Origin of the sequence: Microbacterium mcarthurae (genome assembly GCF_046064585.1) — a bacterium.
In the GTDB taxonomy this organism is placed as follows: domain Bacteria; phylum Actinomycetota; class Actinomycetes; order Actinomycetales; family Microbacteriaceae; genus Microbacterium; species Microbacterium mcarthurae.
Window position 1 is genome coordinate 1,319,081 of sequence record NZ_JAROCE010000001.1, and the last position, 14,851, is coordinate 1,333,931.

Annotated in this window: 13 protein-coding genes; 5 read left to right on the forward strand and 8 right to left on the reverse strand. The window is 69.1% G+C overall.

Annotated features, from left to right (window positions below):
* Positions 1-208 precede the first annotated feature (208 nt).
* Entirely contained in the window at positions 209-859 is a 651-nt protein-coding gene (locus tag P5G46_RS06430; protein WP_375095278.1) for an arsenate reductase ArsC, read from the reverse strand.
* Positions 856-1,272 (reverse strand): arsenate reductase ArsC, encoded by a 417-nt coding sequence (locus P5G46_RS06435; RefSeq protein ID WP_408905240.1) that lies wholly within the window; start codon positions 1,270-1,272, stop codon positions 856-858. Before P5G46_RS06435 ends, P5G46_RS06430 begins: the two co-directional genes overlap by 4 nt.
* Before the next feature lie 161 nt (positions 1,273-1,433).
* Here P5G46_RS06435 and P5G46_RS06440 point away from each other — a divergent pair, with 161 nt between their 5' ends.
* Together P5G46_RS06440 and P5G46_RS06445 are read left to right on the forward strand one after the other, a co-directional pair.
* Positions 1,434-1,754: an ArsR/SmtB family transcription factor gene (locus P5G46_RS06440; RefSeq protein ID WP_239277267.1), complete on the forward strand. Its 321-nt coding sequence runs from the start codon at positions 1,434-1,436 to the stop codon at positions 1,752-1,754.
* Positions 1,751-2,716 carry an arsenate reductase ArsC gene (locus tag P5G46_RS06445; protein ID WP_239277268.1) on the forward strand — a complete coding sequence of 322 codons (966 nt, stop codon included), beginning with the start codon at positions 1,751-1,753 and terminating at the stop codon, positions 2,714-2,716. Before P5G46_RS06440 ends, P5G46_RS06445 begins: the two co-directional genes overlap by 4 nt.
* Here P5G46_RS06445 and P5G46_RS06450 read toward each other — a convergent pair.
* The 5 genes from P5G46_RS06450 to P5G46_RS06470 form a co-directional block, all read right to left on the reverse strand.
* Positions 2,698-3,399, reverse strand: a complete 702-nt coding sequence (locus P5G46_RS06450) for a winged helix-turn-helix domain-containing protein (protein WP_408905241.1) — start codon at positions 3,397-3,399, stop codon at positions 2,698-2,700. The two genes, P5G46_RS06445 and P5G46_RS06450, sit on opposite strands and share 19 nt — an antisense overlap.
* Complete coding sequence (pstB, locus tag P5G46_RS06455; RefSeq protein WP_239277275.1) at positions 3,396-4,169, reverse strand: phosphate ABC transporter ATP-binding protein PstB; 774 nt, start codon at positions 4,167-4,169, stop codon at positions 3,396-3,398. The genes P5G46_RS06450 and pstB overlap by 4 nt, the downstream gene beginning before the upstream one ends.
* Before the next feature lie 98 nt (positions 4,170-4,267).
* Positions 4,268-5,185, reverse strand: a complete 918-nt coding sequence (gene pstA / locus P5G46_RS06460; RefSeq protein WP_239277270.1) for a phosphate ABC transporter permease PstA — start codon at positions 5,183-5,185, stop codon at positions 4,268-4,270.
* Complete coding sequence (pstC, locus tag P5G46_RS06465; protein ID WP_239277271.1) at positions 5,185-6,144, reverse strand: phosphate ABC transporter permease subunit PstC; 960 nt, start codon at positions 6,142-6,144, stop codon at positions 5,185-5,187. The genes pstA and pstC overlap by 1 nt, the downstream gene beginning before the upstream one ends.
* A gap of 23 nt (positions 6,145-6,167) precedes the next feature.
* Positions 6,168-7,178 carry a PstS family phosphate ABC transporter substrate-binding protein gene (locus P5G46_RS06470; protein WP_239277272.1) on the reverse strand — a complete coding sequence of 337 codons (1,011 nt, stop codon included), beginning with the start codon at positions 7,176-7,178 and terminating at the stop codon, positions 6,168-6,170.
* Positions 7,179-7,376: 198 nt separating this feature from the next.
* On the opposite strand from P5G46_RS06470, the gene arsB reads away from it, so the two are divergent.
* Both arsB and P5G46_RS06480 read left to right on the forward strand, forming a co-directional pair.
* Positions 7,377-8,471, forward strand: coding sequence for an ACR3 family arsenite efflux transporter (gene arsB / locus P5G46_RS06475; RefSeq protein WP_375095276.1), 1,095 nt, complete (start codon positions 7,377-7,379; stop codon positions 8,469-8,471).
* A gap of 262 nt (positions 8,472-8,733) precedes the next feature.
* The gene (locus P5G46_RS06480) at positions 8,734-9,354 is read left to right on the forward strand and encodes a histidine phosphatase family protein (protein ID WP_239277273.1); all 621 of its coding nucleotides are present in this window, start codon (positions 8,734-8,736) and stop codon (positions 9,352-9,354) included.
* Positions 9,355-9,582: 228 nt separating this feature from the next.
* Here the strand turns inward: P5G46_RS06480 and P5G46_RS06485 are convergent, their stop codons facing one another.
* Entirely contained in the window at positions 9,583-14,139 is a 4,557-nt protein-coding gene (locus P5G46_RS06485) for a lamin tail domain-containing metallophosphoesterase family protein (RefSeq protein ID WP_408905242.1), read from the reverse strand.
* Positions 14,140-14,306: 167 nt separating this feature from the next.
* Here P5G46_RS06485 and P5G46_RS06490 point away from each other — a divergent pair, with 167 nt between their 5' ends.
* A complete protein-coding gene (locus P5G46_RS06490) occupies positions 14,307-14,738 on the forward strand; it encodes a MarR family winged helix-turn-helix transcriptional regulator (RefSeq protein WP_239277768.1) in 432 nt (143 codons plus the stop codon).
* Positions 14,739-14,851 lie beyond the last annotated feature (113 nt).

Sequence of the window (14,851 nt, forward strand, 5' to 3'; positions counted from 1 at the left end):
GGTGCCCGTACGTCCGGACGCACCACCACCCGACCGCCAGCGGAACATCTCCCCCTCAGTGTCCCCCTCGGACGGTCGCCCGCGGCCGGGTGGCATCCGGTGCGTACACGGCCACATCTTCACCGACCAGCGGGCGGTGCGGGAGGAACTGCTCGAAACGGGCAGTCGCTGGCCGCCGAACGCAGCCATGGTCGCGGGAATCCGCGGCTCAGGCGCCCGAGGTCGTGAGCTCCTCGAGCAGACGCCGCACGCGCGCCTCGATGTCGTCACGGATCTCGCGAACCGCCGCGAGGTCGAGCCCCGCGGGATCGGCGAGATCCCAGTCGAGATAGCGCTTACCGGGGTAGACCGGGCACGCGTCGCCGCAGCCCATGGTCACGACCGCATCCGCGGCGCGGACGACATCGTCGGTCAGCGGCTTCGGGAACTCCTCGTGGACGTCGATGCCCTTCTCCGCGAGCGCCTCGACGACGACCGCGAGGATGCCTTCACCCGGCTGAGATCCTGCGGAGCGCACGTGCACACGGTCTCCCGCGAGGTGTCGCGTGAGTGCCGCAGCCATCTGGGAGCGGCCGGAGTTCTGCACGCAGACGTACAACACCTCGGGAACGGGCTTGGGCAGGAACCCCCGGGACTGCGCCAGTGCGGTCAACCGGTCTCGGGAGAACTTCTCGGCCAGTGACGGCAGGTGGGTGGACACACTCGCTGTGCGCGCGAGCGCGGCGTACGACTCGAACACGACGCGTTCGACCGTCTCGGCTCCCACCATTCCGGTGAACTGGACGGCGAGGCGCTCCGCCGCACGGTGCAGGACCGAGTCGGGAGCGAGAAGGCCGTCCTGCCCCTTCCGCCCGGTCATGCGACACCGCCCGCCGGGAGGAGTTCGCCGATCAGCACCTCGACACGTCGGCGGATCTCGTCGCGGATGGGGCGGACGGCCTCGATGCCCTGCCCGGCCGGGTCGTCCAGCTCCCAGTCCTCGTAACGCTTGCCGGGGAAGATGGGGCAGGCATCGCCGCACCCCATGGTGATGACCGCGTCGGACTCCTGCACGGCTTCGACGGTCAGCACCTTCGGGGTGTTGCCGGCGATGTCGATGCCTTCCTCGGCCATCGCCTGGACCGCGATCGGGTTGATCTCGTCCTTCGGCGCGGAGCCGGCCGACAGCACCTCGATGCGGCCCTGCGCGAGTTCTTTGAGGTAGCCGGCCGCCATCTGCGAACGACCCGCGTTGTGCACGCAGACGAAAAGGACGGTGGGGGTGTCGGACATGGCATTCTCACTTCCTGTGACTTGAAGCATAGAGAGTCGTCTATGCATGGCAGCCCAACGCCAGGTGAACGGACGGTGACTCGCCGAGCCCCGGCGGCAGGGCGCCGGCCGCCCATTACGATTTTCATAGATGGCGATCTATCCTCCGGTACGATGGCGCCATGCGCTCATCCGGAGGTCCCGCCGCCGCTGGTGCGGGCGCGCCGCTGGAGCGGTCGGCGGCGGAAGACCTGGCTCGCACATTGCGAGCCGTGGCCGATCCCACGCGCTTGCAGATCCTGAGCGTCGTCCTGGACTCGGAGGGCGAGCGCGCGACCGTCGGACAGCTGACCGAAGCCCTGGGTCTCAGGCAGCCCACCGTCACGCACCACGTCCGCATCCTCGTCGACGATGGATTGCTGCAGCGAGAACCGGAGGGCAAGTTCGTGTGGCTCTCCGTCACCCCGTCCCGGCGGAGTGCCATCGAGGATCTGCTGCGGTGACCGGCGACTCCGGCCACCGGGTCGGGCGCCCTCTCGACGACCGAGCCGCGCGCGAGCGCGCCGCGCAGGCCGCCGTGCTCGGCGATCTGCTGGCCCTGCGGGTCCTCAGCGCACTCGCGGCGGGCGCTCCTGTCGACGACCTCGCAACCTTGCTGCACGCGCCCACCGATGAGGTCGCGGACGCTGTGGCTCGCTTGACAGCCGCGGAGATCATCCACGCCGACGGCGCAGACGACGTCGTCCTTCCCGCGACGTCGTGGGTGAGGTTCGGCCGCCTCCTCGTCGGCGACGCGCCCGCTCTCCCCCTCCCCGATGACCAGCCCGCCGTCGCCGCGTTACCCGCGTCGATCGCCTCCGTCGCGAAAGACCTGTCCTATCGGTTCTCCTCCACCTTCAGCGAGGAGACGGTGTCGCAGTACGTGGTCGACAGCTTCCTGTTGCTCAGCCAGAGGGCCCGGGTCAAGTCGCACCTGCCCTCCCTGACGGCTCGGTACGCCGCCGACCGCCTCGACGCGCTCGCGTCGGCGAGGGGCCTGATGCTGCGAGGCACGCCCGAGGTGCTGTTCGTGTGCGTGCAGAACTCCGGCCGATCGCAGATCGCCGCGGCGTATCTGCGTCACCTCGCCGGCGATCGCGTCCATGTCCGCACCGCAGGTTCGCAGCCCGCGGCGGAGATCAACGAGCGTGTCGTCTCGGCCCTGGCCGACGTGGGTGTGCCGATGCCTGACGAGTACCCCAAGCCCCTGACCGACGAGGTCGTGCAGGCAGCGGACTACGTGGTGACGATGGGCTGCGGGGACGCGTGCCCGGTCTATCCCGGCCGCCGCTATATGGACTGGGACCTCGAGGACCCCCTGGCTCTGGACGACCGAGGACTCCGCCGCGTCAGGGATCGAATCCGTCGGCACGTCGAATCGCTTCTGACGGAGATGGACCTGGTTCCTCAGGGGCCCAGTCGGTAGCCGACACCGCGCTGCGTCTCGATGACCGCATCGCGCGCCACTCCCGCCAGGGCAGAGAACCGCGATCGCAAGCCGGCGACCATGACGCGGACGGACGCACGATGCCCGGCTCCGCGCCCGCGGCCCCCCGCGAGTCGGTCGAGCGTGACCACTCCCGGATATGACGTCGCGAGGGCGAGCAGGATGTCGAACTCCCGCGGCGTCGTCGGGATGGGCGTCCCGAACAGCTCGACGCGGTGCCGATACCGATCCACGACCAGCCCCCCGACGGTCACCGGGCCGGGCAGGTCGGTGGTCGGCACCGGAAGGTCGCGCAACGCGGCGACCAGGCGCTCAGGGGTGACGGGTAGATCCACGATCCCGCCGACGCCCGCAGCCACCGCGGTGCCGAGCGCGCCGAGCCCGCCCGCCGGGTGGACCCCGAAGAGGACGGTCGACCGCGACGTGGCGAGCGCGAGCTCGAGGACGGACGCCATGTCCTGGCAGTCGACATCCGAGCACACCAGGAGGATCGTGTCCGGATCGCGGACGACCTCCGTCAGTGCGCTCACGACGTCGGCGCGGAGCACGAGCGACGCGCCGAAGTGCCGGAACTCCGCGGTGCTGCCTCTCACGACGTGGGGGTCTGACGACAGGACGACGATCCGCGCCGCCCCGCGCACCGGCCCGGCGAGCGTGGTCACCCGAACCTGCCGCTGATGTAGTCCTCGGTGCGCTGGTCTTTCGGATGTTCGAAGATCTCCGCCGTCGGGGCGTACTCGACGAGCACTCCGGTGCGGTCTCCGCTGGTCTCGTCCGCGAGGGCGGTGAAGAACGCAGTCCGATCCGCCACCCGCGCGGCCTGCTGCATGTTGTGCGTGACGATGATGATCGTGTAGTCCCGGCGGAGGTCGTGCATGAGGTCTTCGATGCGCATGGTCGCGATCGGGTCCAGGGCCGAACAGGGCTCGTCCATGAGGATCACGTCGGGCTGAGTGGCGATCGTGCGGGCGATGCACAGACGCTGTTGCTGCCCGCCCGACAATCCGAAGGCCGACTGCTTGAGCTTGTCCTTCACCTCGTCCCACAGAGCCGCTTTGGTCAGTGCCTCTTCGACGAGGTCGTCCATGCTCGACACCTTCATCGCCGTCACGCGGGGCCCGTACGCGATGTTGTCGTAGATCGACTTCGGGAACGGGTTGGGTTTCTGGAACACCATGCCGATCCGACGGCGCACCTCGATCGGGTCCACGTTCTTGGCGTAGATGTCGTCGTCCTGGAACAGGATCCGACCCTCCACGCGCGCACCGTCGACGAGGTCGTTCATTCTGTTCAAGGAGCGCAGGAGAGTCGACTTCCCGCACCCGGAGGGGCCGATCAGCGCGGTGATCTCGTTCTTGCCGAAGCTCAGGTTCACGTCGGTCACCGCACGGAAGTCGCCGTAGAACACGTCGACGGCTTCGCAACGGATCAGACCGCTCGGCGATGCGCTCACGCTCGTGTTCGCGGCAGGAGAGCGGAAGGAGGGGTGAGGAGACGCCTCGGGGGACGGGACGATCGAGTCGCTCATGGTTACCACCGTTTCTGGTACTTGTTGCGGATGAAGATGGCCAGCGCGTTCATGAGGAGGAGAACTCCCAGCAGGAGGACGCTCGTGGCGGCGGCGAGTTCGTGGAAGCCCGCCTGCGGACGGCCGGTCCAGTTGAAGATCTGGATGGGAAGCGTGGTGTACCCGCTCATCAGACCGTTGGGATCGAAGGTGATGTAGACGAGTGCGCCCAGGACCAGCAGCGGCGCCGCCTCTCCCAGCGCGCGTGAGAGGGCGAGGATCGAGCCGGTGGCGATGCTGGGCACGGATGCCGGGAGCACCTGCCTCCACACGGTCTGCCACTTCGTGGCGCCCAGGGCGAGGGAGCCGTCTCGGATCTCACTCGGAACCGCGCGCAGACCCTCTCTCGTGGAGATGATGATGACGGGCAGGATGAGCAGCGACAGCGCGACCGCGCCACCGATGACGATGTTCTTGTTCTGAACCTGCAGCATGCTGAGGAACCCGAGGGCCAGGAGTCCGTAGATGATCGCCGGGACAGCCGCGAGGTTCTGCACGTTCAGTTCGAGGAGCCGGTTGAACCAGCGCTTCTTGTCGGCGAACTCCTCGAGGTGGATGGCGGCGGCGATACCGAGCGGAAGCGTCAGCACCGCCGTGGTGGCGATGACCCAGGCGGAACCGAGGATGGCGGGGCGGGCGCCCGCGGTCTCCGGCGACGCGGAGGGGTACTCCGTCAGCAACGGGGTCGTCAGCCTCGCCCACCCCTCGACGAGGATGGTGACCAGGAGCGTGACGAGGACGCCGAAGGCGACCAGCAGCGACAGCCAGAGCAGGATGAGGAAGATCATCGGCCCGGGCCTGCGGTCACCGGGGGTTCCCGAACCCAACGGGGTGGAGGCCCGGACGGTCTCGGATGTGGTGCGGTGCGTGAGGGAGATCATCAGTAGGCCTCTCGGAAGCGGCGGACGAACCGGATGCTGATGAAGTTCATCGCCAGCGTGATGAGGAACAGCAAGAGCCCCACTGCGAAAAGGGTGTTGTACTCGAGGCTCCCCACGCGGGAATCGCCGAGCGCGGCGTTGGCGATGAACCCGGTCATCGTCTGCCCCTGCTCGATCGGGTTCGTCACGATCCTGGCCTGGCTGCCGGCCGCGATCGCGACGATCATCGTCTCCCCCACCGCTCGGGAGACCCCGAGCACGACGGCCGCGACGATTCCTGACAGAGCAGCCGGGAACACCACCCGGAGCGTGGTCTGCATCCGGTTCGCGCCGAGAGCGGCGCTGCCCTGACGCAGCGCACCGGGCACCGCGGACATCGCGTCCTCCGAGATCGAAGCGATCGTCGGAATGATCATGACGCCCATGACGAGCCCCGCCGCAAGCACGCTGAAAGCGCCCGTGGGGAGTTGCAGCCAGTCGCGGAGCACCGTGGCCTGAACGAACTGCAGAGCGAAGAATCCGTAGACGACGGTGGGCACGCCCGCGAGGATCTCCAGCATCGGCTTGAGGATCTTCCGCGTGCGCGGCCGGGCGTACTCGGCCAGCATGATGGCGGCGCCGAGCCCGAAGGGCACCGCGACCAGCAATGCGATCGCTGTCGTCCACAGGGTCGCCGAGACGAGCGGCACGACGCCGAACGAGGCATCCGCGAAGCGCGGAGCCCAGCGGGTGCCGAACAGGAAGTCTCCGACCGAAACTTCGGCGAAGAACGCCGCGGACGGGATCACGAGGGCGAAGAGGATGCCGATCGTGGTCGCGATCGTGAGCACGGCGGCCAGCCGGAGAGCGAGCTTGATGACGGCTTCGCCGGGACGGCGGCGCCCGGCGAAGGGGGAGCGCGGCCGGGGGCCCGAGGAGGTCGTCCTCGAGTCCCCGGCCGTGGAGGTGACAACGGTCATGGAGAGTCTCCGCAAGGTCTCGCTCAGCCGAGCGAGGCGAGCTCTTCCTGCGCCGTGACGATCTGCTCCTCCGTCAGCGGGACGAACAGGGCGAGGTCGGCGATCTCGGCCGAGCTGGCGACGTAGAAGTCGACGAACTCCTTCACCTGCGGCTTGTCGGTGTACGCCGCGTTCTTGACGTAGATGAACAGCGGGCGCCCGAGAGGCGTGTACGTGCCGTCCTGCACCGTCTCGGTGCTCGGGTAGACGCCGTCGATGGAGGCGGCGATGATCGTCCCCTCGTTCTCCTCGACGTAGCTGAGGCCGAGGAAGCCGATCGCGCCGCGGTCGCCCGCCACACCCTGGATGGTGATGTTGTCATCCTCCGACGGGCTGTAGTCGGTACGGATCGCGCCGGTTTCTCCGTTGACCTCCTCGGTGAAGTAGTCGAACGTCCCCGAGTCGGTGCCGGCTCCGAACAGCACCAGCGGGACGTCCGGGAAGCTGGGGTCGACGTCGGACCAGCTGTTCACGACACCCTCGGACTCGGGAGCCCAGATCTTGGCCACCTGCTCCAGCGTGAGGTCGGTCGCCCAGTCGTTCTCGGGGTTCAGGATGACCGAGAGGCCGTCGTTCGCCGCCACGATCTCGGTGTACTCCACACCGTTCGCCTCGCACTCGGCGGCTTCCTCGTCCTTGATGGGGCGCGAGGCGTTCGAGATGTCGGTCTCGTCCGCGCAGAAGGCCTTGAAGCCGCCGCCCGTGCCCGAGGTGGCGACCGAGACGTTGACCGACGGGTCCTCTTCGCGGAAGAGATCCGCGGCCGCTTCGGTCAGAGGCGCGACCGTGGACGATCCATCGGTCGTGACCGAGCCACCCGCCCCTCCCGCGGCGGACTCTCCCTGAGCGGGGCTGGAGGCAGCCTGACCGCCGCATGCGCTCAGAGCCAGAGCGGCGGCGGCGAGCGTCGCCACGGCGGCGAACTTTGCTGTGTTCTTCTTCACGAGTGCGCTTCCCTTCGTGCCCGGTGCGGGCGCCAGGACGAGTCGACGCACGACCCATCCAGATAGATGAGCTTCTATCCGTTTGGTATAGAAGCTGATCTATCTGAACGCGCGGTGAACGAGAGCAACCACTTCCACACCCCAACCCGATCGCCCCTACACGGATACCGAAGGGCGCCTAATGCATCGACGAGCGTCAATGTATTGATAGGGTCCATATCGATACTTGTCTATCGATAGAGGAGCGACGTGACCGCGACACCCACCCCTGCCCGCCTGGGAGCCCTCGACCGGCTTCTGCCGCTCTGGATCCTGCTCGCGATGGGCGCCGGTCTGACCCTTGCGGTCTTCGCCCCGGGTTTCGGGGAATTCCTTCACGCGGCATCGATCGGAACGATCAGCATCCCGATCGCGGTCGGACTCCTCGTGATGATGTACCCGGTTCTGGCCAAGGTGCGGTACTCGGATGCCGCGATCGTCGCGAGGGACAAGCGCCTGCTGGCATCCTCCCTCGTCCTGAACTGGCTCGTCGGCCCCGCCCTGATGTTCGCGCTCGCCTGGGTCCTTCTGCCCGACCTCCCCGAGTACCGCACCGGGCTCATCATCGTCGGCCTCGCGCGCTGCATCGCGATGGTTCTCATCTGGAACGACCTCGCGTGCGGCGATCGCGAGGCGGCCGCCTTCCTCGTCGCGATCAACTCCGTCTTCCAGGTGATCGCGTTCGCCGCGCTCGGATGGTTCTACCTGCAGATCCTCCCCGCTTGGCTGGGACTGCCGACCACCAGCGCCGAGTTCTCCCTGTGGGCGATCACCCTGAGCGTGCTGGTGTTCCTCGGGATTCCTCTCGTCGCCGGCTACCTCTCGCGGCTGATCGGCGAGCGTCGCCGCGGCCGCGCCTGGTACGAGACGACCTTCCTCCCCCGCGTCGGCCCGCTCGCCCTCGGCGGCCTGCTGTTCACGATCGTCATGCTCTTCGCGCTCCAGGGCGAGCAGGTCATCGAGCGCCCGCTCGACGTCGCCCGCATCGCGCTGCCCCTGCTGGCCTACTTCCTCGCGATGTTCCTCATCGGCTTCGGCACCGGAAAGATCATCGGACTGACCTACGAGCGGACCACGACGCTCGCCTTCACTGCGGCCGGCAACAACTTCGAGCTCGCCATCGCGGTGGCCATCGGCACGTTCGGAGCCACCAGCGGACAAGCCCTCGCGGGCATCGTCGGCCCCCTCATCGAGGTGCCCGTGCTCATCGGGCTCGTCTACGTCGCGCTGTGGCTGCGACGTCGGCTCTTTCCCGTCACAGCCCCGGAGCCGGACGTCCGACGCGAGCGCGAAGTGGCGCGCTGACGAATGCGCGCGAGCTCGGCGGACGCCGAGCGCGCGCCCAGCGCCACCTGTGAATCACGAAAAGATAACGGCATCCCCTTCCGCTCCGTTACCTCACCGTTATAGAGTCATCGCACGGTAGCTGTTTTGCTGTGGCAGCTGCCGACATGTGATTGCAGGACACTCTGGTGCAGGGATAAGGGCCGGTCGACACTCCTCGACCGGCCCTTCGTCTTTTGCGGCCAGGACCCCGAATGCCCGCCGATGACGGCAGGATGGGCTCGTGAAAGACGCCGAGCTGACCGATCCCGACGGGCGCCTCGTGCTCGTGCGCCACGGCGAGACCGAATGGAGCCGAACCGGTCGCCACACGGGCCTGACCGACATCCCCCTGACCGAGACGGGCGCCTACAAGGCCGAGCTCGCCGGCACCCTCCTGGCGACCCGGCGGTGGGACCTCGTCCTCACGAGCCCGCTGCGGAGGGCGGTCGAGACCGCCGATCGCGCGGGCTACCCCGACGCCCGACCCGATGCGCGCCTGGTGGAGTGGGACTACGGCGCGTACGAGGGCCTTACGACGCCCGAGATCGTCGAACGACTCGGGCGGCCATGGACGATCTGGCAGGCGGGAGCCCCCGCGGGCGCCACCCCGGGCGAGAGCGTCGAACAGGTCACCGCGCGCGCCCAGTCCCTGCTCGACGAGCTGAGCCCCCGCGTGCGAGCCGGGGAGCAGGTGCTGGTCTTCTCGCACGCGCACTTCCTGCGTGCCCTCGCGGGCGTCTGGCTCGGCCTGACCGCCGCGGGCGGCCGCTACTTCGTGCTGGGGACGTCGGCGGTCAGCGAGCTCGGATTCGAGCATGGATCCGAGGTCATCACGCAGTGGAACCACGTCCGCGGTCGCTGAGACACCGGCTGCCAGGCGCCCCGTTCGTCACGAAAAGATCACGGAACCCCTTCCGTTCCGTTACCTCACCGTTATAGAGTCATCGCGCGGTAACCGTTTTGCTGTGGCGGCTACCGACATGTGATTGCAGGACACTCTGGTGCAGAGGGCCGGTCGGATGCCGCTTCGACCGGCCCTTGCCCCGTTAACGGAGCGAGGCGCCGATGCTCTCGCACCGGCGCCCCCGCCTCAGCTGCGCCGCGATCGACGCCGGATCACGATCCCGACGGCGACGAGCAGCAGGGCTCCCAGCGCCCAGGGAGCGAGCGTTCCGGCATTCGCCCCGGTCACCGCGAGCGCTCCCCCGCCGGTGTCATCGGACCCCGCGTCGCCGGCGGCCGGGGAACCCGCGCCGCTCGAGCCCGAGCCCGATCCGCTGCCCTGTCCCCCACCGGTGTCACCGGGCTCCTCCTGCCCGTCGCCCGGCTGTTCCTCGCCCGGCTCCTCGGGCTCGACCGGCGCGGCGCGCACCGTGAACAGCGCCACCCGCGAGTAGTCCACGGCGCCGTACGGGTCGCTCGAGCGGACATACCAGCCGTACTCGCCTGCCTCGGTCAGCGGCCAGGATGCCGACAGGATCGTGCCGCTGGCGACATCCGCGAACGCGGCGATCTCGGTGCCACCGAGTACCTCGGCCGAGAACGCGTCGGTGCCGAGCGTACGCTCGATCGGCTGGATGCCGAGCTGGTCGTAGGTCAGCTCGAACTCCTGCTGCGCGTAGGGGTCGTCCGCGGGGCCGAGCAGGCTCGGCTCGTCGGAGTTGTACCGGTCGAGGGACGGCGAGTAGGTCCGCACCATCATGCGCTCGCCCTCGTTGTCGAAGTGCAGCAGGCGCAGGTAGCCGAGGCCGCCCTCGGGGAGACCCTGGTAGTCGAACAGCATCGAGTACACGGTCCGGTCGTCGACGCCGTCACCGTCGTCGTCGAACGCATCCGTGCGCAGGAACGCGTCGTGGTAGTGGCCCGACATGACCATGCGCACGTTCGGGTTCGGAGCCACGACCTCGTCCAGCACGCGCTGCGGGATGGCACCCAGTCCACCGGTGGTGAGGATGAACTCGTGCTGCGCGACGATCGCCACGCGATCGGGGTAGCGCTTCAGGACGTCGTTCATCCACGCGATCGACGCGTCATCGGGCAGCCACCCGGTGTACAGCATGAGGAAGTCGATGCCGCCGGCTGAGACGAGGTCGTAGTGACCGCGGTTGTTCTCGTAGCTTCCGCCGTACCAGGGGTTCTGCGCGAAGCGGTCCTCGCCGAAGTAGGTGCCGTAGTTGGTGTAGTCGCCCACGTCGTGACCCACGTCGTGGTTCCCCGCCAGCACGCCGTAGGGAAGCCCCGCCTCGTCCAGACGGTCGTACTGCACGTCGGCCCGCTCCCACTGCGGGATCACGTCGTAGTCGTCCACGATGTCGCCCGTGTGGATGACGTACTGCAGGTTCAGCTCGTCACGCCGGTCGAGGAAGTACGAGTGGATCGCCTCCTGGTGCTTGTAGGGCTCCCCGGCCATCTCGTTCTCGTTGTAGTACTGCGTGTCCGACTCCCACCCGAACGTGAAGTCGTACTCCGAGCGCGGAACGTCGTCGACGTTGTGCGGTGCGACCGCCGTGTCACGCGAGCTGCGATCGGGAGCCGCGAAGCCCTCCGAGTGCTGCACGAGCATGCGCACGGCGCCGTCGACCGCGTACTCGTCGACGCCGACGACACCGTCGAGGTCGAACGCCTCGTCGTCCGCGGCCGCGACGTGCCGGTCCACTTCGTCCCAGCCGGAACCGTCGGGACGCTGCACCGACAGGATCACCGAGGCACCCGCGTTCGCGCGCCCGGACCACGTCGAGCGCACATCGGCGCCGGCGTCGGCGGCATCCACCGCCACCTCGAACAGCTGATACGGGAACGCCTCCGAGCTGGTGACGTCGTCGGACAGTCCGTCCACGGCGGCGAGCGTCTCGACCTGCGCACGCGAGAGCGTCTGCGGCTGCGTGCGGTCGAGGGATGCCGCATCGGAGACCGTGCCCGACTGCACGGTCACGTCGCCGTCCGCGAGGTCGAGGCGGCGCCCCTCGAGGAAGGCGACGTCGAGGGTGTCGCCCTGGGGGTCCTCGACCTTGGCCTGCAGCGTCACGTCACCCGCCGTGACCTCCGCACCCTCGGCGGGAGCCAGGAGCCCGGCGGCCGGCTGCTCCGCGTAGGTCTCGAACGTGGCCGTCCAGGTCGTGGCGTTGCCGACGGTGTCGGTCGCGGCGATCTCGAGCGAGTGATCGCCCGGGGCGAGCGCGACCGACGAGGTCTGATACGGCAGCGCGATCTCGGCACCGTCGAGTCGGGCGACGACCTCCGCCACACCGGACCCGTCGTCGACGACCTCGGCGTCGATGTCGATCGTGCCGCGGTAGGCGGTGCCGTCCTGGATGCGCGAGGTCACCGTCGGCGCGGTGTTGTCCACCCGGACCGTGCGCGTGACGACCTCTTCACCGTCGGTCGCGGCGATCTCGGCCGGACCGTCGGTCCGCGCGGTGGTGTCCCACGCGTGCGCCACGGCCGAGTACGCGTCCTCGGGAACGGTGAACCGCGCGTCGTAGAAGTCGAGCTTTCCGGCGCTGTCGCCCATGCGGAGGACGGCCGTGGGGTCGTCGTACCCCGCGGGGGTGAGGGTGCGGCCGTCGGGGAGGATCAGGCGCATGCCGCGGATCTCGAAGTCGTCGTTGTTCTCGTCCGGGTCGATCTCGGGCGCCTTCTTCGTGCCCGCCCACACGCTGGCCGTGACGTCTCCGCCGCGCTCGAGGTACTCCAGCGGGACCGGCGTCGCGATGGTCTCCCAGCCCACGGTGCCCTTGTCGAAGATGGCGAGGACGTCGTCGCCGATGCGCACGCCGTTCTTGAAGTAGTAGTTGACGTTGGTGGTCTCGAAGACGAACACCGGCCGCGCCTCGAGGCTCGGCGTCGTCTCGACGGTCTTCCCGTCGACCGACAGAGACAGCGGGCTCGGGTAGGCGTCTCCGGATGCCACGAGTTCGGTCTCGCCGCGGACGAACTGGCCGTCCGTCACGTTGAGACGTACCGGGTCATCGGACGTGCCGGCGACGTTGACGCGTCGCTCCGGGCTCGTGGTCGTGTTGACGCCGTCGGTCGCGGTGACGGTGTACGCGTACCAGCGCTTGCCCGTGAGGTCGACCGCCTTCACCGTGTGCCGGAAGGCGCCGTCGCCGGCGTCGCTCAGGTTGACGCGCAGAGTCTCGGCATCCACGTCGTTGCGAAGCTCGAGAGTGGCGGTGCGCACCTGCACGTCGTCGGCGAGCGCGAGGTCGATGACGAAGTCCTGCCCGGGAACGATCTCCGCCGGGGTGCGGTCGGTGACCGTCGGTGCCACGGTGTCCACGGGGGTCCGGACGGGCTCCTCGGCGACCTGGTCGCTCTGCGCCGCACCGGGGGTCGCGGGAGCAAGGTCGACGATCCGCTGGCGACCGGCATCCTCGGTCGCGGTGTACCGGATGCCGCGATCGGCCTGCGTGTCGTCGCGGCCGTCGAGGTTGTAGAAGGCGGTGCTCACGGCGTACCCGGTGTTGGTGGACACCTGCAGTCCGCGCGGGCTGCCGTTGGCCATACCGGCGGAGGAGATCTCCACGAGCGACACACCGGCGACGAGATCGGTGCCGAACTGGCGGTTGAAGTCGGCGGCGGTCAGGGCGTCGTTCGCGCCGTTCTTGATCCAGAACACCAGGGCGCTGCGCGCGGGGATGACCACGTCGGACGGGACGGCCGGCCAGCGGCTGACCGTGCCCTCGACGGGGTAGAGGTAGTCGATGGCGTAGTCGGAGAAGTCGATCGGCGCATCGGTGGCGTTGAAGACCTCGATGAACTCGTAGCCGTCCGAGCCGCCGACGTTGGTCGAGTCGGGCAGCACCTCGGTGATCTGCAGCGGCGCGCCCGCGAGGAGCGGCTCACCCGGGGCGGTCGCCGTCGGGGACGGTGCCGGAGTGGTCGGGACCGGGGTGGACGTCGGCGTGGGGGTGGCGGTCGGCGTCGGGGTGGACGTCGGCGTGGGGGTGACGGTCGGCGTCGACGTGGGGGTGGACGTGGGCTCGGGGGACGGCGAGGGCGCGGAGCCGCCGACCTGCTCCGGCAGCACCGAGCCGGGCGTCGGCGCGGCGTTGACGCCGAGGACGTCGAGGCGCGCCTGCGCCGTGTCGGCGGCCAGGCGGAAGTGGGTGGCGAGGCCGACACCGAAGCCCCCGGCCGGCGCGTGCGACCACGAGGTCAGCTCGCCGTTCTCGACGACGCGGATGCCACGGTTGCCGCCGTTGGCGATACCCGGCTGCCCCGTGAGACGTACGACCTGGACGTCGTCTGCGACGGCGTGGAACGCGCGGAACTCCGCGACCGACTTGGCCGAGGCGTTCACCGACCCCGAGGTGTAGCTGACCCACAGCAGGGCCGTCTCGCCCGCGGCCAGCACCAGCGGCTCGGTCTCGAGGGCGACGTCGCGGGTGCGGTCGGTGGAGTCGTCGTACGAGTACGCGAACGTGATCCCCGATGCCCCGAGGTCGACGGCGGCATCCGAGATGTTGTGGATCTCGACGTACTCGAAGTCGTCGACGCCGGTGGTGTCGGCGAGGATCTCGGTGACGACGACGCGGGAGGACGCCTCGGCGGCGTGCGCGGCCGGAGCGACCAGGGTCGGGACCCCTCCAGCGACGAGCACGGTCGCGAGAGCGGCGGAGAGGAGACGGGGACGCGGAGAGCGCATGGAAGAGCCACCTTCGATCGGGGGAACGGCCCGACCCTAGGAGCCCGGGTGACCGGAACGGTGAACCAGACTGACCCGGCAGGTGACCGGCGGGTGACTCGGCTCGCAACCCGCGTGTGCTATCCGCGCGAGTCCGCGCGCGGGCCGGACGGCTCTACGCTGAAGTCATGACCGATCGTCGCCTCGCCGTCCAGGCCTGGGAGAGCCTGTTCCGCGCGCAACACGAGGTGTTCGACGACCTGCGCACCGACTTCGAGTGCGCGGAACTGTCGCAGGCCGAATACGACGTGCTCCTCACGGTGACGCGCGGCCGGGCGATGACCGCGCGGCTGCGCGATGTCACCGCGAACATGCTCATCAGCCAGCCGAGCGTCTCACGTCTGGTCGAGCGCATGGTCGCGCGCGGCCTGCTGACCAAGTGCGCCGACCCCGAGGACGGCCGTGGTTCGCTCGTCACGGCCACCGAGGCCGGCGCCGTCGCGTTCCGGCGCCTCGCCGCGACGCACGCCACTTCGATCGCCGACCGCATGGCACGCCTCGACGACGCCGAGCTCGCGCAGCTGCACGCCCTGACCGCAAAGCTCCGCGACGCCCGCTGACACCCTGCCCGCTCCCGGTCTTCCGGGTTGAGTGTCCAGAACACGCCGACGCCCGCGCATGGCATCCGCGTGTCGTGGACACTGAACGGGCACGGCGACACCGAAGCACGGCA

Excerpts from the sequence above, each read along its gene's own strand:
- P5G46_RS06430 (WP_375095278.1), bottom strand. The coding sequence starts at position 859 with ATGACCGGGCGGAAGGGGCAGGACGGCCTTCTCGCTCCCGACTCGGTC.
- P5G46_RS06435 (WP_408905240.1), bottom strand. The coding sequence starts at position 1,272 with ATGTCCGACACCCCCACCGTCCTTTTCGTCTGCGTGCACAACGCGGGT.
- P5G46_RS06440 (WP_239277267.1), top strand. The coding sequence starts at position 1,434 with ATGCGCTCATCCGGAGGTCCCGCCGCCGCTGGTGCGGGCGCGCCGCTG.
- pstA (WP_239277270.1), bottom strand. The coding sequence starts at position 5,185 with ATGATCTCCCTCACGCACCGCACCACATCCGAGACCGTCCGGGCCTCC.
- pstC (WP_239277271.1), bottom strand. The coding sequence starts at position 6,144 with ATGACCGTTGTCACCTCCACGGCCGGGGACTCGAGGACGACCTCCTCG.
- P5G46_RS06485 (WP_408905242.1), bottom strand. The coding sequence starts at position 14,139 with ATGCGCTCTCCGCGTCCCCGTCTCCTCTCCGCCGCTCTCGCGACCGTG.
- P5G46_RS06490 (WP_239277768.1), top strand. The coding sequence starts at position 14,307 with ATGACCGATCGTCGCCTCGCCGTCCAGGCCTGGGAGAGCCTGTTCCGC.